The sequence below is a fragment of the Fusicatenibacter faecihominis genome (assembly GCF_020686945.1).
In the GTDB taxonomy this organism is placed as follows: Bacteria; Bacillota; Clostridia; order Lachnospirales; family Lachnospiraceae; genus Limivivens; species Limivivens faecihominis.
In genome coordinates this window covers 26206-46779 of record NZ_JAJEPR010000026.1, presented here as the reverse complement: position 1 = coordinate 46779, position 20574 = coordinate 26206, and the positions used below count along the sequence as shown (strand labels likewise).

At 50.4% G+C, this 20574-nt stretch carries 21 protein-coding genes; 5 read left to right on the top strand and 16 right to left on the bottom strand.

Going from position 1 to position 20574, the window contains the following annotated elements:
• Nucleotides 1-162 precede the first annotated feature (162 nt).
• Genes LKD71_RS13200 through LKD71_RS13160 form a run of 9 tightly spaced genes read right to left on the bottom strand, consistent with a single transcriptional unit; the run spans nt 163 to nt 8666 of the window.
• Nucleotides 163-783, bottom strand: coding sequence for a V-type ATP synthase subunit D (locus tag LKD71_RS13200; RefSeq protein ID WP_178045195.1), 621 nt, complete (start codon nt 781-783; stop codon nt 163-165).
• 15 nt (nt 784-798) lie between these two features.
• Nucleotides 799-2193 (bottom strand): V-type ATP synthase subunit B, encoded by a 1395-nt coding sequence (locus LKD71_RS13195; RefSeq protein WP_178045196.1) that lies wholly within the window; start codon nt 2191-2193, stop codon nt 799-801.
• A 16-nt stretch (nt 2194-2209) separates the two neighbouring features.
• Entirely contained in the window at nt 2210-3976 is a 1767-nt protein-coding gene (locus tag LKD71_RS13190; protein WP_227615818.1) for a V-type ATP synthase subunit A, read from the bottom strand.
• Nucleotides 3969-4556, bottom strand: coding sequence for a V-type ATP synthase subunit E (locus tag LKD71_RS13185; protein ID WP_227615816.1), 588 nt, complete (start codon nt 4554-4556; stop codon nt 3969-3971). The genes LKD71_RS13190 and LKD71_RS13185 overlap by 8 nt, the downstream gene beginning before the upstream one ends.
• 17 nt (nt 4557-4573) lie before the next feature.
• On the bottom strand, nt 4574-4882 hold the full coding sequence (locus LKD71_RS13180; RefSeq protein ID WP_227615815.1) for a V-type ATP synthase subunit F: 309 nt from the start codon (nt 4880-4882) through the stop codon (nt 4574-4576).
• A 3-nt stretch (nt 4883-4885) separates the two neighbouring features.
• A complete protein-coding gene (locus LKD71_RS13175) occupies nt 4886-5326 on the bottom strand; it encodes an ATP synthase subunit C (RefSeq protein ID WP_117766326.1) in 441 nt (146 codons plus the stop codon).
• A gap of 30 nt (nt 5327-5356) precedes the next feature.
• Complete coding sequence (locus LKD71_RS13170) at nt 5357-7294, bottom strand: V-type ATP synthase subunit I (protein ID WP_178045199.1); 1938 nt, start codon at nt 7292-7294, stop codon at nt 5357-5359.
• A 16-nt stretch (nt 7295-7310) separates the two neighbouring features.
• Nucleotides 7311-8351, bottom strand: a complete 1041-nt coding sequence (locus tag LKD71_RS13165) for a V-type ATPase subunit (RefSeq protein WP_227615813.1) — start codon at nt 8349-8351, stop codon at nt 7311-7313.
• Between the two features lie 3 nt (nt 8352-8354).
• A complete protein-coding gene (locus LKD71_RS13160; RefSeq protein ID WP_178045201.1) occupies nt 8355-8666 on the bottom strand; it encodes a hypothetical protein in 312 nt (103 codons plus the stop codon).
• A gap of 332 nt (nt 8667-8998) precedes the next feature.
• Here LKD71_RS13160 and LKD71_RS13155 point away from each other — a divergent pair, with 332 nt between their 5' ends.
• The 3 genes from LKD71_RS13155 to LKD71_RS13145 all read left to right on the top strand — a co-directional run bounded on the left by LKD71_RS13155 (nt 8999) and on the right by LKD71_RS13145 (nt 10878).
• Nucleotides 8999-9895, top strand: coding sequence for a LysR family transcriptional regulator (locus LKD71_RS13155; protein ID WP_178045202.1), 897 nt, complete (start codon nt 8999-9001; stop codon nt 9893-9895).
• 125 nt (nt 9896-10020) lie between these two features.
• A complete protein-coding gene (gene trmB / locus LKD71_RS13150; protein ID WP_178045203.1) occupies nt 10021-10695 on the top strand; it encodes a tRNA (guanosine(46)-N7)-methyltransferase TrmB in 675 nt (224 codons plus the stop codon).
• 12 nt (nt 10696-10707) lie between these two features.
• Nucleotides 10708-10878 carry a hypothetical protein gene (locus LKD71_RS13145; RefSeq protein WP_178045204.1) on the top strand — a complete coding sequence of 57 codons (171 nt, stop codon included), beginning with the start codon at nt 10708-10710 and terminating at the stop codon, nt 10876-10878.
• A gap of 59 nt (nt 10879-10937) precedes the next feature.
• Here the strand turns inward: LKD71_RS13145 and LKD71_RS13140 are convergent, their stop codons facing one another.
• Nucleotides 10938-11780 (bottom strand): alpha/beta hydrolase, encoded by an 843-nt coding sequence (locus LKD71_RS13140; RefSeq protein WP_178046233.1) that lies wholly within the window; start codon nt 11778-11780, stop codon nt 10938-10940.
• 229 nt (nt 11781-12009) lie between these two features.
• On the opposite strand from LKD71_RS13140, the gene LKD71_RS13135 reads away from it, so the two are divergent.
• Nucleotides 12010-13833, top strand: a complete 1824-nt coding sequence (locus LKD71_RS13135; protein ID WP_227615812.1) for a DUF885 domain-containing protein — start codon at nt 12010-12012, stop codon at nt 13831-13833.
• A gap of 2 nt (nt 13834-13835) precedes the next feature.
• Here LKD71_RS13135 and LKD71_RS13130 read toward each other — a convergent pair whose 3' ends face one another.
• Genes LKD71_RS13130 through LKD71_RS13105 form a run of 6 tightly spaced genes read right to left on the bottom strand, consistent with a single transcriptional unit; the run spans nt 13836 to nt 18765 of the window.
• Nucleotides 13836-15119, bottom strand: a complete 1284-nt coding sequence (locus LKD71_RS13130) for an ABC transporter permease (protein WP_227615811.1) — start codon at nt 15117-15119, stop codon at nt 13836-13838.
• Complete coding sequence (locus LKD71_RS13125) at nt 15116-16033, bottom strand: ABC transporter ATP-binding protein (RefSeq protein ID WP_227615809.1); 918 nt, start codon at nt 16031-16033, stop codon at nt 15116-15118. Before LKD71_RS13125 ends, LKD71_RS13130 begins: the two co-directional genes overlap by 4 nt.
• 12 nt (nt 16034-16045) lie before the next feature.
• Complete coding sequence (locus tag LKD71_RS13120; RefSeq protein ID WP_227615798.1) at nt 16046-16774, bottom strand: hypothetical protein; 729 nt, start codon at nt 16772-16774, stop codon at nt 16046-16048.
• Between the two features lie 15 nt (nt 16775-16789).
• Nucleotides 16790-17464 (bottom strand): hypothetical protein, encoded by a 675-nt coding sequence (locus LKD71_RS13115; protein ID WP_227615796.1) that lies wholly within the window; start codon nt 17462-17464, stop codon nt 16790-16792.
• A 1-nt stretch (nt 17465) separates the two neighbouring features.
• Nucleotides 17466-18347: an ABC transporter ATP-binding protein gene (locus tag LKD71_RS13110; RefSeq protein ID WP_331466470.1), complete on the bottom strand. Its 882-nt coding sequence runs from the start codon at nt 18345-18347 to the stop codon at nt 17466-17468.
• Nucleotides 18348-18372: 25 nt separating this feature from the next.
• Nucleotides 18373-18765, bottom strand: coding sequence for a GntR family transcriptional regulator (locus tag LKD71_RS13105; protein WP_178046240.1), 393 nt, complete (start codon nt 18763-18765; stop codon nt 18373-18375).
• Between the two features lie 267 nt (nt 18766-19032).
• Here LKD71_RS13105 and LKD71_RS13100 point away from each other — a divergent pair, with 267 nt between their 5' ends.
• Nucleotides 19033-20565, top strand: a complete 1533-nt coding sequence (locus LKD71_RS13100; protein ID WP_227615794.1) for a putative bifunctional diguanylate cyclase/phosphodiesterase — start codon at nt 19033-19035, stop codon at nt 20563-20565.
• Nucleotides 20566-20574: the final 9 nt, after the last annotated feature.

The following is a 20574-nucleotide window of genomic DNA, read 5'->3' as shown; positions in this document are numbered from 1 at the left end:
GCACCCTATTTTCTAGCGTGCCCTGGAAAGGGGGTGCAGGGGGAAAACCAGGACTGCGCAACTCCGATGGTTTTCCCCCTGCTATTCCCTGCGGCTTCCCAAAGCCCCCATAAAGAAAAAAAGCCCCATGCAATCATCTATCAATGATCGCATGGAACTTTTTTATTTACTGGTCTGCATCCTCTTGATCACTTTCAGCCTCGTGAACTCTTCTCTCTCTTTCTCTTCCAGTGCATTCTGGATATTTTTCGTAAGAGCTTCGTACATCGGAATCGTGATGTTTTTCAGCGCATTCGCACGTTTCTGGGTCTTTTTGATGTTGGCGGCCAGACGGTAGGCGGAGTTTTCGATCATGGAAAGACGGATGGTAAGGTCTTTCACTTTCTCGAAAGCGATCCTCGCCTGGTCCAGGGCCTGGGTGGTGCTGTAATAAGCGTAGGTCGGTTCATCGGCCTTCGGCTTATACTCCACCAGCGGGATCTCCGTACCCATGACGCTGCGGGTCTTGATCCTTATGGAATCCTCCACGGGGACGGAGAAGGAGATCTCCTCCACCTCATGGATACCCATCTCGATGTTGGCCCGCTGCAGGAGGCCGTAAGCCTCCCGGAACGTGCTGTCGATCTCGGTCTGGATCTCCGAGGCCTGGCTGATCAGGTTCATGATCTCACGCATAAGAATGTTTCGTTTCTTATCCATCAGATCGAAGCCCTGTTTCGCAAGTGCCAGAGAATTCTTGGCCAGAATCAGATTTCCCTTGGTGGGAAATGTGTTTGGATTCATACGCTCACCTCGGATTTATGCTTCTGCCGTCTTCGGCGCTTCATAGAATTTATCAAGGATCTTGGTATCGATACGGTCAAGTTCTTCTCTGGGCAGCATCCGTAAGAGCTCCCAGCCCTTGTCCAGCGTCTCCTCGATAGTACGGTTCTCTTCCTCGCCCTGTCCGACAAATTCGTGCTCAAAAGCTTCTCCGAATTTCAGGTAGGTTTTGTCCAGGGGAGAAAGCTCGTCCTCACCGATAACGGAAGCCAGGGCTCTGGCGTCTCCTACTTTTGCATAACAGGAGAAGAGCTGGTTTGCCACATCCTGATGATCCTCTCTGGTGTAACCCTTACCGATACCATCCTTCATCAGTCGGGACAGAGACGGCAGAACATTGATCGGCGGATAAATTGCCTGGCCGTGAAGCTGACGGTCCAGAACGATCTGACCCTCGGTGATGTATCCGGTCAGGTCAGGGATCGGGTGGGTGATATCGTCGTTGGGCATGGTCAGAATCGGGATCTGGGTTACAGAACCGTCCACACCCTGCACGATACCGGCGCGCTCATAAAGAGTAGCCAGTTCACTGTACAGATAACCCGGATAACCTTTTCGGGAAGGAATCTCTCCTTTGGAGGAGGAAACCTCACGCATGGCCTCGGCGAAAGAAGTCATATCGGTAAGAATTACCAGGATATGCATGCCTTTCTCAAAAGCAAGGTACTCAGCGGCAGTCAGCGCTACCTTCGGAGTGATCAGTCGCTCAACTACCGGATCGTTTGCCAGGTTCAGATACATGACAACGTGGTCGGAAACGCCGCTCTCCTCGAAGGTCTTGCGGAAGAAGTTTGCCACATCGTATTTAACGCCCATAGCCGCGAAAACAATAGCGAATTTCTCATCGGAAGCAGCGTCTCCCAGAGAAGCCTGTTTTACGATCTGAGCTGCCAGACGGTCATGGGGAAGTCCGTTTCCGGAGAAGATCGGCAGCTTCTGACCTCTGATCAGAGTAGTCAGTCCGTCGATGGCAGAAATACCGGTACGGATATAGTTTCTCGGGTACTCACGGGTTACAGGGTTCAGAGGCAGGCCGTTGACATTCAGACGGCACTCTGCCTTGATCTCTCCCAGTCCGTCGATGGGCTCTCCGATACCGTTGAAGGTACGTCCCAGGATATCCGGGGAAAGAGCCACCTCCATGGGGTGTCCGGTGAGTTTTGTATGGGTATTTTTCAGGGACATTCCGTCATTTCCTTCAAACACCTGGATAACAGCCTTGTCCTCGTAAAGCTCGATGATACGGCCAAGCTTTTTCTCATTGCCGTTTACCGTGATCTCTACGATCTCCTCAAAGGAGGCGTTCTGAACGCCTTCGAGAACTACCAGGGGGCCGTTGATCTGACTGAGTCCTAAATATTCAATTGCCATTTCATCCTACCTCCTTTTATGCGTTCTTGGCAATGACTTCGTCATAGAAGGCATCGATGGCTTTGTAATAGTCGTCAAACATTTCCGGCTTGTCGTTCGGCACATCGTATTTGATGGAAACGATACGGTCGAAAATGTTGCTTTCCTTCAGAATAGACATCGGCATTCCCATGGTAACCAGGGCCTTTGCTTTTTTGTAAAGGTAAAGGATCACATCCATCATCAAGAACTGTTTCTTCATGGGCACGCAGGTATCGTCCGGATGGAACGCATTCTGCTGCAGGAAGCCCAGACGAACCACACGGGCAATCTCAAGAGTCAGCTTCTGATCATCCGGAAGCACATCGCTGCCGATCAGTTTTACGATCTCCATAAGACTGCTCTCCTGGTTCAGGATCGCCATGATCTGGTTTCTGTGGTCCACGAAACGCTTGTCCACGTTGGTCTGGTACCAGGGTGCCAGATCGTTCAGGTACTCACTGTAACTGGTCAGCCACTGGATAGCCGGGAAATGACGGGCATAAGCCAGGGATTTATCCAGTCCCCAGAAGCAGCGGACGAAACGTTTGGTATTCTGGGTAACGGGCTCGGAGAAATCGCCTCCCTGCGGGGATACGGCTCCGATGATGGAAACGCTTCCTTCTGCTCCGTTTAAGGTCTGTACATAACCGGCTCTCTCATAGAAAGCGGACAGACGGGATGCCAGGTAAGCCGGGAAACCTTCCTCGGCGGGCATCTCCTCCAGTCGTCCGGACAGCTCTCGAAGAGCCTCGGCCCAACGGGAAGTGGAGTCTGCCATGATAGCCACGTCATAACCCATATCGCGGTAATACTCAGCCAGAGCCACGCCGGTGTAAATGGAAGCCTCACGGGCTGCCACAGGCATGTTGGAAGTATTGGCAATCAAAGTGGTACGGTCCATCAGAGGATTTCCGGACTTCGGGTCGATCAGTTCGGAGAACTCCTCCAGAACCTGGGTCATCTCGTTTCCACGCTCTCCGCAGCCGATGTAAATGATGATGTCGGCGTTGGCCCATTTTGCGATCTGATGCTGGGTCATGGTTTTACCGGTTCCGAATCCTCCCGGGATGGCTGCGGTACCGCCCTTGGCGATGGGGAACATCGTATCAAGAATACGCTGACCGGTTACCAGGGGTTCGCTGGATGCGTAGCGGGCTGCGCTGGGACGCGGCACACGGATGGGCCATTTCTGAGCCAGAGTCAGGGGAACTTCTTTTCCGTCACTCAGCTGCAGAACAGCGATCTCATCAAAGATCTTATATTTTCCGTCCGGAGCAGCTTTCAGAATCGTACCGGAAAGGTTCGGAGGTACCATGGATTTATGAAGGATCGCCGGTGTCTCCTGAGTTTCTGCGATGACAGTTCCGCCGCTGACTTTATCGCCGGCTTTTATGGTGATGTGTACATCCCAGAGCCGCTCGGTGTCCAGAGAATCTACGGAAAGACCGCGGCTGATATATTTGCCGGATTTGGCAGCGATCTCACTTAAGGGACGCTCGATACCATCAAAAATGTTGTTCAGGATACCCGGTGCCAGGAGAACGGAAATAGCGTCTCCGCTGGCTTCTACGATTTCGCCGGGTTTCAGGCCTGTTGTCTCCTCGAAGACCTGTACAGTGGTGGTGTCCTGAGTCAGGGCGATAACCTCGCCTACCAGGCGTTCCTTGCCGACGTAAACCATCTCTGACATCTCAAAACCGGTATTGCCCTTCAAATAAATGACGGGACCGTTGATGCCGTAAATAACACCTGTCTTATTCATGAAGGACACCTCCGTCAAAGGTAAAGTTTTTCTTCGCTGCGTCAAATTTGGCAGCAAAGGAATTGTCGATCAGGATATGACGTCCGGGAATAACTGCCCGGGTGCCGCCGCTGAAGGAATACTCGGAAACCGTCAGCGGATGGTTGACAGCAGCGGTGAGGCTGCTTAAGCAGGACTGATCTGCCGGATCAATGTAAATGGTAACTTCCTCATTTCCAGCGAATTTCACGATCTCACGGATCTGTGAAATCAGAAGCTGCTGGTATTCCGTTGTTGCCATGTAGTCGGCCAGTTTTTCCTGTACTTCTACAAAAAGTGTTTCTTTCAGCTCTTCCTGTTTTCTGGAAATATCACGTTTGATCTCCAGACGTTCCTTGGAAAGAGTGATGTTGTTTTCCCGTTTCAGCCGGTCGGTCTCAGTTTTTACTTCGAGGGCAGCCTGACGGTCTTTATCTACAGTGTGTTCCTGAAAAAGTTTTTCCAGAGCGCGGCGGTGCTCTTCAATGGCCGCGGTGCTTTCCTGACGTGCCTCCTCAAGAGCTGCAGCTTTAAAATGTTTCAGCTTTTCTTCTGTTGTCAAAATAGATCACCTTCTTTTTACAGCTTTACGCCGATTGCTTCGTTTACATAGGAAGTGATAAAATCAGCCTTCCGGCCGGTACCGTGACGGTCCGGAATTTCTACGATGAGGGGCAGACGGCGGTTCAGTTTTACATCATCGACAATGTCGGGGAACTCCCGGCCGAATTTCTCGGTCAGGAGGATGATCCCGTTTTCCTTGTCCGCAATGGCACACTCCAGGGCTTCCCGGAGCTCTCCGCGCTCATGAACCACGCAGCCTTCCACACCGGCCAGTCTCATTCCGGTATAAGTATCCACGTTATCACTGATGAGATACATTTTCATGGATTATAATGCACCCAGGATCATGAAGGAGATGATCAGACCGTACAGGCAGCAACCTTCGGCCAGACCTACGAAGATAAGAGATTTACCAAGAATGCTCTGATCCTCGCTGATTGCTCCAAGGGCAGCGCTGGCAGCACTGGCAACTGCGATACCACCGCCGATACAGGAAAGACCGGTTACAAGAGCTGCAGCCAGGTAGCCAAGGCCGGTAGCAAGACCAGCAGAAGACTCGGAAGCAGCCTCAGCAGCCAGAGCAGAAGCACCGTTTCCAAGAGATACGATACCGGCTACTGCAAAAATTCCGAAGAACAGAAAAGCGTTGATGGCCAGAGAAGTTTTTAAACGTCCTTTGTTTCTTTCACCGATAAGAAAAGCGCTGAAGGGGACGAAAATGCTGAGTACAAGTGCAGCAACGATTAAGATCTGAGTGATAGTAGACATTGATAAAATCCTCCTTAATTGTATATATTGTTATTCTTTTTCTATTTTCCGAAAGGGAATGAATTCCCGGCCGGTACCTTTGTAGAAACGGCTGAACATCTCATAGTATTCCAGACGGAGTACCTGAATTCCGACGATCAGACCTTCCATACCGCAGACGAACAGGTTTCCGAGGATCACAACGATCCAGTTCGGTGAACCTGCCTCAGCGCCTGCCAGCATCAGTACAACTTCCATCATAGCTGCGTGGCTGACTGCGAAAGCACCCACACGGACGAAGGAAATGGTGTTGGAGAAGTAGCTTAAGAGTACTTCGAAAAGTTCGAAAATCGTCTGTACGACAAACATGCCTTTTTCTTTCGGCATCACGTCTGCCTTATGCTCCACCAGTTTTGCCAGCGGCTCTTTAAAAGCGATGACAAGAAGCGGAAGCAGGAACATGACAATAAGCACGATGGTTGCCGGCATTTTTTTACCGGTCATGATGAGAGCGATCACTGCCACAACGGCTCCGTAGAACACCAGACCTGCGAGGCCATTGGTATCAAACCAGGCGCTTTCCGGATCGTGAGCTTTGATGCCGTTGATGATGTGCATAATCATAGCCACCAGGATCAGGAACATACCGAAACCGACTGCTACGATGAAGACGGTGTTCAGTTTTCCGATGAAGGGAACGGTCATCATGTTATTCATGGGCTTCAGCCACAGGGCAGGGAGCACATCCTCGAAACCGAAGAAGCTTCCGTAGAGGAATCCGAAGATCGTGGAGAAGAAACCGGCGCAGCTGATGATGGCTGCCAGATCTATCTTTTTGAATTTATAAAGCAGGAAGCCGCCGATCAGAAGGCAGAGTCCCTGGCCCGCATCACCGAACATGGCTCCGAAAATCAGAGAATAGGTGATGGCCACAAAGATGGTCGGATCAATCTCATTGTAAGCAGGCAGTCCGTACATCCGGATGTACATTTCGAAGGGTTTGAACAGCTTCGGGTTTTTCAGCTTGGTAGGCGGCTGATTCAGGATGTTGTTCTCGTCGTCCTCCAGGATGCAGTAGAGATTGACGTCATCCTCGATATCCTTCTGGAAACGCTCTGCGTCTCTCTCGGTCATCCATCCGCAGAGGATGTAGAAGACCTGTTTGTCATTTTTCGCTTTGGTGCAGGCTGCAAGCTTTCTCACGTCAAAGTTGGTGGAAAGGCTGTCCAGCGTATTTCTGGCTTTCAGAAGATCACTCCGTCTGCTCTCCAGCTTTTTTCCGACCTCTGCCTGACAGTTTTTGAGCTGCTCATCGATGGAGGCCAGGTCTTTTTTCAGCCTGGAAACGGCCTCCTCCGGGGTTCCCTCATATTCATCGGGAATACGCATTCTCTCAAAATGCAGGGAGCTGTATACTGCGTCCACCTTGACTGCCTGTGTGGCAGGAACAAAGTAAACTCCCCAGACGTACTGTTCATCAGAAGCACATTTGAAAAATACGGTGTCCAGATTGTCATAGACATATTTTTCAAATTTTTCGTAGTATTCGTGAGCGATCTTTCCAAAACGGTATTTGACAAATTTGAAGCCAAACACCTCATGGATGTTGAAGTCGAAATTCAAGAACGGCTCGATCCACTGCAGAGAGGAAAGGAGTTCCTCGTGCTTTTTGGAAAGTTCCGTACGTTTCTCCTGGAAGTTTGCGGCATATCCACTCAGTTCCTGAATGGTTTTCACCGCTGTGTCCACATCCATGCTTCCTGTTTCCTCAGAAACCGGCTGGGAAAGCTGGCTGACAAACTCATTTGCCTTGTTCAGAAGCTCCTTATAAGGATTGATCTCCATGAACGGCCGGAGCTCTTCCACCGTTTTCAGCTCGGAAAGGGCATTTTCCAGATGAATCTCATACTTCGATAAGTACTGGTTTACCACACGGTCGATATCGGCCTTTGGTCCCGTGATACTTAAGAATTTCATCTTCTCAATCACGAACCCACCCCCTTTCTTAGTTATTTATATATTTTGCTATTTCCTCCTGGGGCAGTCCGTAACGGACGCACTCCAGAATGGTAGTAAGTCTGTCAACCTCATGCTCTTTCTCATAGAGATAAGAAACCATCGTTGCGACAGAATACGGATTGTTTCTGGCTTCCTTACTCTGGATCTTATGACGGATTTCTGTGTAATACTGATCCAGATTGTGAGGGGTAAGCTCCGGATAACGTTTTCCGTAATAGGTCTTTCTGACTGCGGCAGTCAGCTCATCCTGATTTCCCGCCTCCACCAGGTCCTTGATGCTCTGGGCCGTGAGATGGTAGGTCACCGGAATAATGTGTGCGTAGATGCTGCTGTTTTCCATATGATAATATCTCTTGGAACGGTAGATCCACTGCATGTTCAGAAGATCAATTTTCACGCCATAGGCTTCCATGAAAATTTTCTGGTCTTCCTTGTCCTTGAAAATCTTCTGGCCATTTTTCCAGAACCAGCCGAAATAGAAAAGATCCAGTGCCATTTCGTAATCCCAGAGTGTCGGCGATTCAATGTCCGAAAGACGTTTCATAGGCTCATAGTAAATACTTCCCTTCAGATTCTCGACAAATTCATCGATGGTCTGGCTGGCGGAAAGTTTGTTCAGATCCAAATCTGAATGGTGGTTGAAAAAGTCTGTAAAGATCGTCAGGTCCGTGGAAACATTCCGGTGATCGAAAAGCATCCGAAGGGAACGCTTCATGATGGCGATCTCGTACCGGCCAAAATAGAGATCCATAAAGGCTCTCTGCTGTACGGTGGAAAAACGGTAGATCTTCTGGAAATCCGCATAAACAGAATAGGTGAGAATCTGCTCCACCTGGCTCCGGTGCAGAGTGCTCTCATCCAGTCCGGAGAAGAGCTCTTCATAGGAGGGCTTCTGTTTCAGATAAGCCAGCGCGCCTGTGACCGTCGGCATGGCGGCCAGCGTCTCGTAATCCTTCCGGGTAAGGAGACGGCTCTTGATGGCACGGATCTTTGTGGTCGTTCCACTGTAAGATAACAGTTTTCCCATAGCTTATCCCTCGATCATCTGTTTTAATATGCCTGCAGCCAGTGTCTCATGATTTTCCGAATATTCCTTCTCCAGAGTCATGATCGTCCTAGCAGCGGCTTCTTTCAGGGAAGAAAGCTCTGCTTTTTTCTGGTTTTCCAGGCTGGCACGGATATCGGCAAGCTTTGCTTCTGTCTTCTTATCCACGTCAGCATCGTATGCATCCATTCGCTGTTTGGATTCTTCATCCAGTTCTTTCTTTTGAAGGGCGGATTCGTTCATGATCTTGACAGCTGCGGTCTCAATTTCCGAGATCTTGTTAACGATTGTATCCATTCTGTACCTCCTTCTCTTTTCTTTCCTGTGTCTGCTTTCAAAAGCTTTTACACAGTTCTCTATTATCATACCTTTTCTTTTTAAAAATGCAAGGATAATAATAGCTAAAAATCTAAAAATGAATAACGGTCATTCCTATGCAAACAGCCAAAACCGGGACAGCTCTTCTGCTCTGACGTGGGAAAACAGGAGCCTTGGATGACCCCTGCCCGGTTTTCTGCGCTATTTGCGGTTGCCGTTTTGAACACATTGGATTATACTGAAATCGGCTGATTTTGAAAAATGATATTATTTTATACCCATAATAAAAAAACTTTATAAAAGGAAAATCTATGGCAGCAAATTTTGAATATTATAAAATCTTTTATTATGTAGCGAAATACCAGAATTTCACCCTGGCCGCCAAGGCTCTGCTCTCCAGCCAGCCCTCGGTTTCCCGCTGTATGCAGGCTCTGGAAACGGAGCTTGGCTGCCGGCTTTTCGTCCGGACCAAGCGGGGCGTCTCCCTGACTGCCGAAGGAGAACAGCTCTATAAATATGTAGCTCCCGCCTGCGAGCAGATCTTTAAAGGTGAGGAAAATATCGGCGGAACCCTCGGTTATCAGAACGGTTCCGTCTACATCGGCGTCACGGAGACCGCCCTCCACTGCTTTCTTCTCGAAAAGCTCTCCTCTTTTCACCGGCAGTACCCCGGCGTCCGCCTGAAGCTCACCAGCGGCACCACGCCCAATACGCTGGCAGATCTGAAAGCCGGTAAGACCGACCTTGCCGTAGTGACTACCCCTATCCGGGAGGATTCCCATTTCCGTGTCACTCTGGTAAAGGAATGTCAGGATATTCTGGCCGGAGGCAGCAATTATTCCTATCTCAAAGGGAAAAAAGTTCCCCTCTCCGAGGTCCAGCAGTACCCCTTTGTCTCCCTCGCGGAAAACACAATGACTTATGCCCTCTATAAGGAATTTTACGCCTCCCACGGCCTGATCCTGAAGCCGGATATCGAGCTTGCCACGGCAGACCTCATGGTTCCCGTCATCCGGCAGGGCCTGGGCGTAGGCTTCATCCCCCGGGAGCTCGTGAAAAAGGAGCTGGAGGAAGGCAGTATCGTGGAGATCGAGATCGAGGAAAAGATCGAAGGCCGCCACATCTGTATGGTGGAGGACCGGCAGAAACCCCTGAGCGTGGCCGCCCGCCATCTGATCCGCCTTTTAAAAGGAAAGGAACCGGCGTAAATGAGGAAGTTTTGGTAGAAAAAAGTAAGGAAGTATGCTATGATGCAGAATTGCGTGAGCTGCAAAGCAGCTGAGCAATTCATCGGCATCAATTACTAAATAATCAACAATAAGGAGATTTTACCATGCGTTTAAGAAATATACCAGGTGCGGACGAAGCCGTATCCAACAGCCCCTGGGTCATCCAGGATGCAGAGACAAAAAAAGGAAAATGGAGTGAGGTTTTCGGAAAAAACCAGCCCCTCTACATCGAAGTGGGTATGGGAAAAGGCCAGTTCATCACCGAGCTTTCCCGGAGGAATCCCGAGATCAACTACATCGGCATCGAGCGCTACACCAGCGTTCTCTACCGGGCGCTCCAGAAGCGTGAACTTCTCACCGAGGAATGTGGCGAGGAATTCCCCAACCTCCGTTATCTCTGCGTGGATGCCAAGGACCTTCCCAACTTCTTTGGAAAAGGCGAGGTGGACCGGATCTATCTTAATTTCTCCGATCCCTGGCCGAAGGAACGCCATGCGAGACGGAGACTCACCTCCCGCGAATTTCTGGCCCGTTATGAGGAGATCCTGGCTAACGGCGGCCTCGTGGAGTTCAAGACCGACAACCGCAGCCTTTTCGATTTCTCCCTGGAGGAAGTGAAGGAGAGCGGCTGGGAGCTTCTGGTCTGCACCTATGACCTCCACCATGACAAAGAGCTCATGGAAGGCAACGTCATGACTGAGTATGAGCGAAAATTCAGCAATCTCCGCAACCCCATCCATAAACTTGTAATCCGCAAGCCGAACCGTAACGCAGAATAAAGCATATATAATATGGAAGAAATTCTTTCGGTGATCCCTTTGAAAAGAATCCGTTTTCCGGAGCGCCTGGGCCTTCGGATCTACTGCATTCCCAAAGCCGACCGGCAATTTCTGAAGATACGAAGATCCTTCGACCAGGTCAATCAGCTGGTGAAGGATCTTCCCTGTTGCAGGAGGCGGTGATGACGTTTTACTCCTCTTAATACCTAGAATTGCGTGAGCTGCCTTGCAGCGGAGCAATTCTACAACTCCTCTGCGAAGAACGCTTCTATTTCCTCCCAGACTTCCTTCTGGAAGAAATGAAGGTCCGCATGGTCTGCGCCCTCGATGGCAAGAAGCGTCACATCGCAGCCTGCCTCCTCCAGTTTGTCATGGAGCAGTTCGCCCTGAGTAAAGGGCACCGTATGGTCGTTCTCCCCGTGGATGATCAGGAAGGGCGGCGCATCCTTGGTGACAAAGCTCACCGGGCAGTTTTTCAGGGCTTCCTTCGGATGGCACAGCACATTTTTCCCCAGGAGAAGGGATTCCGGCGAAGCGGCGCACTGCTCCGGATTATCGTAGGAGAAACCGCGGAAATCTGTAGGCGGATACCAGGGGCAGGCTGCCTGCACACTGCTGGAAAATTCGAGATTTTCTCCCACATCAAAGGCCGGATCCGTGGCAAGGGCCGCCATACAGGTGAGATAGCCGCCTGCAGACTCTCCCATGACGCCAAACTTCTCCGGATTGATATGGAACCGCTCTGCGTGTGCTCTTAAGTAGCGGATCCCGGCCTTCACATCCTGGATCTGGCCCGGCAGGGGCGTCTCATTGCTGGTGCGGTACTGAACCGAAGCCACCACAAAGCCTTTTCTGGAAAGTTCGGAAAGATAAGCCAGATGAGCGGACTTATCCAGCTGGAGCCAGGCTCCGCCGCAGATCCAGACGATGCAGGGATAGGTTCTGCTACTGTCCTCCGGATAAATGAGATCCATCTTGAGATCCTGCATGGTGTGGCCGAACCAGCTGTCACGCTGGGCGTAGGTAAGGTTGGTGATCACCGTGAACTGCGGCTTCTCTGTTTTTACTTGAATTCTTTTCTTCATGAAGGTTCCTCCTTGTCTGATATATCGGCAGAATTTTACATCTTTCTTCCACTATAACACACTCTTTTTAGCAATTCTATTGGATTTTTCTCTTACTTTCCATCTATGCCTGCTCCCCTGCCTCTTCCACAATGTTCTTTCATACAGTCCATGGAAACGATATGATTATTTTGGGCATGAGTCTGCCCTCTGAATCATAAAATAGTACCAAAAGTTCTCTGGAGCTTCTATGCGAGATCGAAAACTCCCTTCATTTCTTACCTTTCTGTTTCTCCCCGCGCTCTTTTTTCTGGTCTTTTCTGCCTGCGTCTTTTTCAACAACCGGTCTTTCCGGCAGTTTACCGGTCAGATCTTCCGCAGTGAACTGGCCGGAAATACCCTGAACCTTCACTATACCCTGAAACATCCGGAAAACTACGGGATTTCCGAGGCTCCCGTCACTCTCGGAAGCGCGGAGCCCGAAGTCCTGGAGGCTTCCGGCCTGGTTTTGGAAAATTACCAGGAGGTGCTGCGCCGTTTTCCCTACCAGACACTCTCCAAAACCAACCGGCTGACCTACGATATCCTGCAACTTTATCTTCAAAATCAGCTCTCCGGTCAGAAATTTGCCCTCTACGCCGAACCCCTTGGCCCCACCATCGGTACTCAGGCTCAGCTTCCTGTGCTTCTCGCGGAGTACGCTTTCCGAAACAAGGCCGATATCGAGACCTATCTGACCCTTCTCACAGAGATGGACGAATACTACTCGACTCTGGTTCACTTCGAGGAAGCCAAGTCCAGGGAAGGTCTTTTCATGAGCGCCTCCGCAGCCCAGGCCGTCATCGACCAGTGTAATGCTTTTATCCGGGAACCCTCGAAAAACTTCCTCATCACCGTCTTCGCCGAGAAGATCGAGGAAGCGGATTTTCTCACCCAGGTGGAGAAAAAGCATTTTCTGGAACAAAACGAAAAAGCCGTCCTGGAGCATGTAATTCCCGCCTACCAGCTTCTGATCCGAGGACTCACGGCCCTTAAAAACACGGGCAAAAACCAGCAGGGCCTCTCTGGTCTTCCCAACGGAAAGGCTTACTATGAATATCTCCTGCGGGATTCTACCGGCTCCTGGGCCTCCGTCGATACCATCCAGAAACGCATCGAACAACAGCTGAAAACAGATTTTCAGAAGCTCACGAGTCTGGCCTCTGCCCATCCGGAGCTTCTTTCCCGGGAGACGCTGGGAAGCGCCATCGCCTTCTCTCTCGACAACTCTCCCTCAACGATTCTGAACGCCGATGGCTGGTATGCCACAGACCCCTCCGGCCGGGAACTGGAAGAGAAAGCCCTCGCCCAGTGGACACCCAACGAGATTCTCTCTGATCTCCGTCAGAAAATCGCCGCCGATTTCCCCACTCCGCCGGAAGTCTCCTTCTCCGTCAAGTACGTTCATTCCTCGCTGGAGGATTACTTAAGCCCGGCCTTCTATCTCACGCCGCCTCTCGATGACCTCACTGACAACGTGATCTATATCAACCGGGCCTCCACCTACACGGCTCTCGATCTCTACACCACCCTGGCCCATGAGGGCTATCCCGGCCATCTCTACCAGACGATCTTAAGCGGCAGCACCACCTCGGATCCGGTGCGGAATCTTCTGAATTTCGGCGGCTACATAGAGGGCTGGGCCACCTATGTGGAAATGTACGCCTACGGTCTCTCCGATACGGACCCGAATCTGGCTGAACTCTACCGGCTGAACCGCTCCCTCACCCTGGGCCTCTCCTCTCTCATGGATATCGCCGTCCATTACCATGGCTTCACCGAGGGCGATGTGGCAGAAGCCTTAAGTAAATTCGGCTTTGAGGAGACCTCTGCCCAGGCCCTCTACGAGGCCCTTCTCGAAGCCCCGGCCAACTATCTCCGTTACTATGTGGGCTATCTTACCTTCGAAGATCTCCGGGACGCCTATAAAGAGAAAAAGGGCAGCGCCTTCTCTCTGAAAGCCTTCCATCAGAAGGTCCTTGAGATCGGCCCCGCCCCCTTTCCTGTGGTGAGTAAATATCTTCTCGGAAAGTAGATTTACTGCTCCCGAATCTTTTTCAATGCCTGCGTAAATTTAATAGGATTTCCATACATCAGTGTTCCGAAACGGAAGATCTTCGCTGCCAGCCAGCCCAAAACCACCACAGTGGCAGCCAGAATCGCTGCGGAAATCACAACCTCCACGCTGGAAACGCTGCCCAGCGCGATCCGGGCAAACATGGCATTGCTGGAAGTGAAGGGAATGAAGGAGGCCACCTTCATGAGAAGGCTGCTGCTGTCGTTCATTCCGGTCATGGTCAGGATAAAGGATACCACAAAGATCATCGTCACCGGAGTAGCAGATTTGCTGATATCCTCGGTCTTGGAAACCAGAGCTCCCAGCATGCCGAACAGGAAGGCATACATGAGATAACCCAGAAGACCAAATACCACGAAAGCTCCCCAGACCTCTGCCGGAATATGGAAGAGAAAATCCAGCCGGTAATTCCAGCCTGCTCCTGTGAAATGATAGGTCAGAAGACCGCTTCCCAGGATCACGCCTGCCTGGAAGATACCGCTGAGCGCCCCGGCGATGACCTTTCCGAAGATCAGACTGGTGCTGTCCACCGTGGTCACAAGAACCTCAATGGCCCGGTTGCTCTTCTCGCTGGTGATGGAAGTCGCAATCATCTGGCCGTAGAACAGCACCAGGAAGTAGAGCACAAAGATCAGAATATAGGTGTACCAGTAGTTGTTGGCCCCGTCTTTTCCCAGAACCTTCATATCAGAAATACTGCTGTGACCCAGAATTTCCTCCACGGCAGCCGCGTCGATGCCCTCGGCCTTCAGCTCCTGCTCCTGCCAGTAGTCTGTGTAAATTTCTGAAAACTCAGAATCCAGACTATCCAGAATGGAAAGATCGTTCACCACATAGGTGTAGGTATATCTGCCGGTCAGGATAAAGCCTCCCTTTGCCCCTGCTGACACGATATCTTCCACTTCATCGGTATCATCGAAAACCTTCCAGTTATAACCCGGCATCCGGTCTGTCAGTTCCGTAATATCGCTTACAAAGCCGTCCGGATCTGCAATAGCCAGTACATCTGCATCCGAATCGTAATTGCCATCAGCAGAGCTGCCTTCTGCCGCATCTTCTCCGGTGGCTTCCGTACTTCCCTTGCTTCCGCCGAAGACTTCTGAGAAGCTGCCCTTCATAAATACCGGCGGAAGAGCCACTGCTGCTGCCACTGCCAGGGCCAGAAGAATTGTTGTTACCATAAAGCTTTTACTCTTAAAATAGTTTCCAAGCTCAAATTTTAAAACATTCAGAAACTGCTTCATGCCTCGTCACCTGCTCTTTCCACGAAAATATCATTGAGCGACGGCCGGTAATCTCCGAAGCTCTCCACATCCAGGCCGCTCTCTGCCAGCGCCCGGAATACCTGCGTTTTCGTCGTCTCTCCTGTCATTTTCAGCACCACGAAATCCTTATGGATGCCGTCAGGCTGCACCAGACCGGAGAAGCGCTCCTTTACGATAGCCTCTGTCTCTTCCCCGTCTTTTCCGTTGAGGGAGAGCACCAGGCGGCCATGGCCGAAGAGCGTCTTAATCTCCCTTAAGTCGCCCGATAGGACGGTCTCTCCGTGATTCATGATGACGATATCGTTACAGAATTCCTCCACATAGCTCATCTGATGACTGGAAAAGATCACAAGCTTGTTCTCCGCGATCTGTTCCTGGATCACATCCTTTAATACCTGGGAATTTACCGGGTCCAGACCGGAAAACGGCTCATCCAGAATGATCACCGGCGGATTGTGAACCAGCGTGGCCGCCAGCTGGACCTTCTGCTGATTTCCTTTGGAAAGCGTTTCCAGCTTTCGGGAAGCGTACTGTTCCACGCCCATGCGCTCCAGCCAGTGCTTCACAGCTTTCGCGGCCTCAGCCTTTTTCATGCCCCGAAGCTGCGCCAGGTACATAAGCTGCTCGGTGACGGTTTTTTTCGGGTAGAGGCCTCGCTCCTCGGGAAGATAGCCGATGCCGATCTTTTTTGTAGAAAAGGGTACGCCGTCCAGTGTCACCGTTCCCTTATTTGCGGCAAATACCTGCATCAGAATCCGGATCGTCGTGGTCTTTCCGGCTCCGTTTCGGCCAAGCAGGCCTAAAGCCCGGCCGCTCTCCACAGAAAAAGAAATTCCGTGAAGTACCTCTGTTCCTCCAAAACTTTTGTGAAGATCTTTTACCTCCAGTTTCATATCTTCTCCTCCTTAATCAGCTGCTTCTCTTCGCAGCATCAGATACATGATAAAGTAGCCTGCCAGGCCAATGAGCACCAGGATCGCCATGCGGATTTCTGTTGAATAACTCGTAAACCAGAGCCGGATCTGATAGCCCAGAAAGGTAAACCGGCTCATGATCGAACCATCCATTCCATCGTAATTTCCCCAGAAGCCTCCGGAAGTCCAGCAGAAAAGAACCCATGTGATAAGGAAAAAGATCGTTCCCATTTTCCGGTCCTTTTTCATAAGACCTCCGTACAGGCAGATGAGTCCTGTCTCAAAAACGGTGCAGCATAGAAGCCAGGCCGGAGTCAGAAAGGGCCCCATATTCCCCGTCAGCTTTCTGCCATGATAAAGCAGCCCGTAAAGCCCCTTCTCTATAAGAAAACCAATGCCTCCCATCACATAGACCATAAGCACGATGACAAAAATCAGAAAGGCCACAGAGGGAAGATAACTCTTTCTTGTTCTTCCCATGGAAATCGCCAGATTAAACTTGTGGGCAAAGGAGTTTTCCAGAAGAAAAAGCAGAAAAATACTTCCAATACCCACAAGCAGCACCGTCGCTATCGGAAAAAGCGCTTTGTCATTCTTTATAAAGGCCTGAAAGATCAACATTCCCAGGATGCCCACGAGCCAGGAACCGCCCGCGATGGCCGCAAAAATACCGATGGTCTTTTTCTCAAGGACAAATTCCTGCCATATACTGTTTTTCATAATTCTCCTCCTATCTTAGCAGCGGACTTCCGTCCGTCTCAATACCAGCCAGGAAACAATGAGATCCGCTGCGATGAAAACCGGCGCTGCCACAAAGGCAGCTGTCAGAAAGGCGGTATTTCCCAGCAGATCTCCAAAGGTATTGATGTCGGGAGTCGAAGAAAGTTCCGTAACCACTCCCACCATACCGCCTGTAAGACCGCTTAAAATGACATAAAGGATCATGACCCATCTTCCGATCAGATTATAAAGAACACCGATCAGATTTCCGACGGAGCCTCCTGAGAGGAGAAGCAGAGCGCTCATCAGAAACATATCCTTCATACGCTGGATTTCCACCTGATTTCCTTTCATCCGAGACTGCAGAAGAAGGAAAATTGCTGTGACCGCCAGAATCCCTAGGATATTTAAAAACTTTAGGATCTGGGAACTTAAGATAACTTCCTTTCTTCGGCAGCCGAAGGCCAACATCAACGGAACCGTGGACATATAGGTGGAAAAAGGAAGAATCTGAAGACAGAAATATCCGATCATCATACAGTCCACTGCCAGCATATACCAGATCATCCCCCGGACATCTCCTCCTCTGTTGAGCCAGGTAATCAGAGCAAGGAGCAGACCGGCGACAAGAGCTCCTCCCACCGTGATCCCCCAGAGCCGTCCGTAAAACAAAAACTTTTTCCTGTTCATCCTAGGCCTCCTCACCGCAGAGCGCCACAAACACCTTTTCAAGCTTCATGGGCTGGACAGTCACCTCTGCGTCCGGAAGCTCCTGTCCCGGTTTCAGGCGGACCATCACGCTCTTGCTCCGGCCCAGCCGCTCCTCATAGTGCTTTTCCAGTCCTTCTGTGGCCCGGTCTACCTCCTCCGCCTTTCCGGAGATATGGAGGCAGGACTCCAGAAGCTCCTCGGTATTTTCCTTCAGAAGTAGCTTTCCTTCCTTTAAGATAATGACCTCCTCAAAGAGATCTGCCGCCTCTTCCATGATATGCGTAGAGACCACGAAAGTCCTGCCTGTTTCTGTAAATTCTTCGAGAAGAATCCGATAAAACTGCTCTCTCGCCACCACATCCAGGCCGGAAACCGGCTCGTCCAGGAAGGTGAAATCCGCCTTGCTGGCCAGAGCCACGATGATCGTCACCATGGAGACCATACCTTTGCTCAGTTTTCCAATCTTCTGCTTTACATCCAGATGAAATTTCCGGATCAGCTCGTCTGCCAGTTCCTGGTCCCAGTATGGCAGATAGACAGAAGCTGTCCGAAGATAATCTTTCACCTTCGTAGCTGAGAGAGCCGTATTTTTCCCCACGTTCAGTTCCCTGGAAAAACAGATATGACTCAGAGCCTTTTCATTTTCCCAGACGGAAAGCCTGCCCTCCTCCGTTTCCAGAACGACGCTGCCCTCACTCGGCGGATTCTGGGCGCTTAAGATGGACAGAAGCGTCGTTTTTCCAGCTCCGTTCCGGCCGATGAGACCGTAGATCTTGCCTTTTGCCAGAGTCAGGTTCACACTGTCAAGCGCATCCTTTGATTTATAATTTTTCGTGATATTTTCACAGATCAGCTGTTCCATACGTTCCTCCATTTTCCTTCGGTTCTCAGCCCTTCTCCGATGTCTTCTTTTCCGTTTCTCCCGCGTCGGCGATCATCTCGATGAGTTCTTTTCTTGAAATTCCCAGAGATGCCGCCTCCGATAGAAGCCCCTTGATATAATCGTCAAAAAAATGTTCTTTTCTCTTTTTCATGATCGCTGCCTTTGCCCCCTCTGCGACAAACATTCCGATTCCTCTTTTTTTATACAAAATCCCTTCCTCCACCAGAAGATTGATTCCCTTGGCTGCTGTGGCCGGATTGATGGCATACAGCTTCGCCAGCTCATTGGTGCTCGGTACCCGCTCTTCTTCCAGAAGGATATCTCTCAGAATATCCCGCTCGATCATCTCTTTGATCTGCAGATAGATCGATTTCTCCTGGTTTAAGATTTCCTGCAAGGATTTCACTTCCTTCCCCTTGGTTATATGGTTCATTACTTATGTAACTAACCATATCACCTGTATTTCACCCTGTCAAGAGTTTTTTAATGTCGTTTTCTGTTGATTTTGTCCGTATTTCTGTGGTAAGATTTGACTATCTATGACACAAAGGGTGAGATTATGAAAAAACTGCTTCAGGAACTGTCTTTTTTTCAACATTTTTCAGATATTGGTCTTTTTGTTCTGTCGGACCAGGATTTTCACATTTTATACTGCAACGAATATATGGAAAAAAACGCAGGGTTTCACGTCGGAGAACGCCCCTGCTATTTCTGCTGCAGCCAGACAACTCCCTGCGGAGCCTGTCCTGTGCGGAAGCTTCAGGAAGATCCCTCTCTTTCCGAATGTTCTTCTGTCCAGTTTCACTCCCAGCTTCACTGTGCCTTTGACCTGACGTTCCATCGGACGGCGCTTTCCGACGGAACTCCGGTCTATCTGGGCCTGGCCAAGCCCCATATGTATCTCAATGAAGAAAAAGAAGCCCTCGAAGAACGAATTGAGCATGACGAGCTCACCGGCGCCCTGACCCGCCCTGCCTTCTGCCGTCATACCTCAAAGCTGCTTAAAAGTCATCCAGAGACGGAGTACACCATCGTCCGGACCGATATTTACGGACTTCGTATGATCAACGATCTGTTTCAGAGCCAGGCCGGCGATGCCCTTCTGCATGATTTCTATGAATCTGTTTTGAAACATTTAAAACCGGGGGACACCTGCGGCCGGTTTTATGCGGATTCCTTCTGCATCTGCACTTCCATGAACCGTGAGGAAATCCTGGACTTTATGGAACAGCTCCAGCATGACATGGACCATTATCCACTGGCCTTTCATATTTCCCTTTATTTCGGGATCTGTCCTGTCTACGACCGGAACATGCCGCCCTATCAGCTGGCAGATTTCGCCAAAATGGCTCTTCAGAAGGCCCGCACTTCCTACAGCCAGCCTTACTCGATCTTCAACGAGGAGTTCCGTCAGCAGGTCACCCGGGAGCAGACCCTGATCCAGTCCATGGAGCCTTCCCTAAAAAACGGCGACTTTGTCCCCTATTTTCAGCCTTTCTTCGATATCCGGACCAAGAGTATCGTCGGAGCCGAGGTACTGGTTCGCTGGAATCACCCCATCTACGGAATGATCTCCCCTGCCAGCTTTATCCCGGTTTTTGAGAAAAATGGCTTCATCATCCAGCTGGACCAGTATATCTGGGAGGAAGCCGCCAAACTGCTCTGGCGCCGGAAAAAAGAGGGCAGAAAAAGGATTCCCTTCTCCGTAAATGTATCCAGAGCCCATATTTTTGATGAAGATTTTGAACCTTTTCTTTTAGGTCTCATGGAAAAATATGAGCTGGATCCCGGCGCTTTCGGCCTGGAGCTCACGGAGAGCGTCTATGTGGAGAGCCAGGACACGATGGCAGAGGCTGTCGCCCGGCTTCAGAAAAAGGGCTTCCGCTTCCTGATGGATGATTTCGGTTCCGGCTATTCTTCCTTAAGCGTTCTCAAGGACTGCCCGATGGATGTGCTGAAAATCGACATGACTTTCGTCAGGGACATTCTGGAAAGCCCCCGCTCGCAGATCATCCTCTCCGAGATCATCCACATGATGCACCGCCTGAACCTTCCGATGATCGCCGAGGGTGTGGAAAATCCCGAGCAGACGAAACTTCTTAAGAACTGGGACTGCAACACGGTCCAGGGTTACTATTTTGCCCGGCCCATGCCCGCGGAAGCTTTCGAAAAACTCATCGATGAGACACAGAGATAAAAAAATACG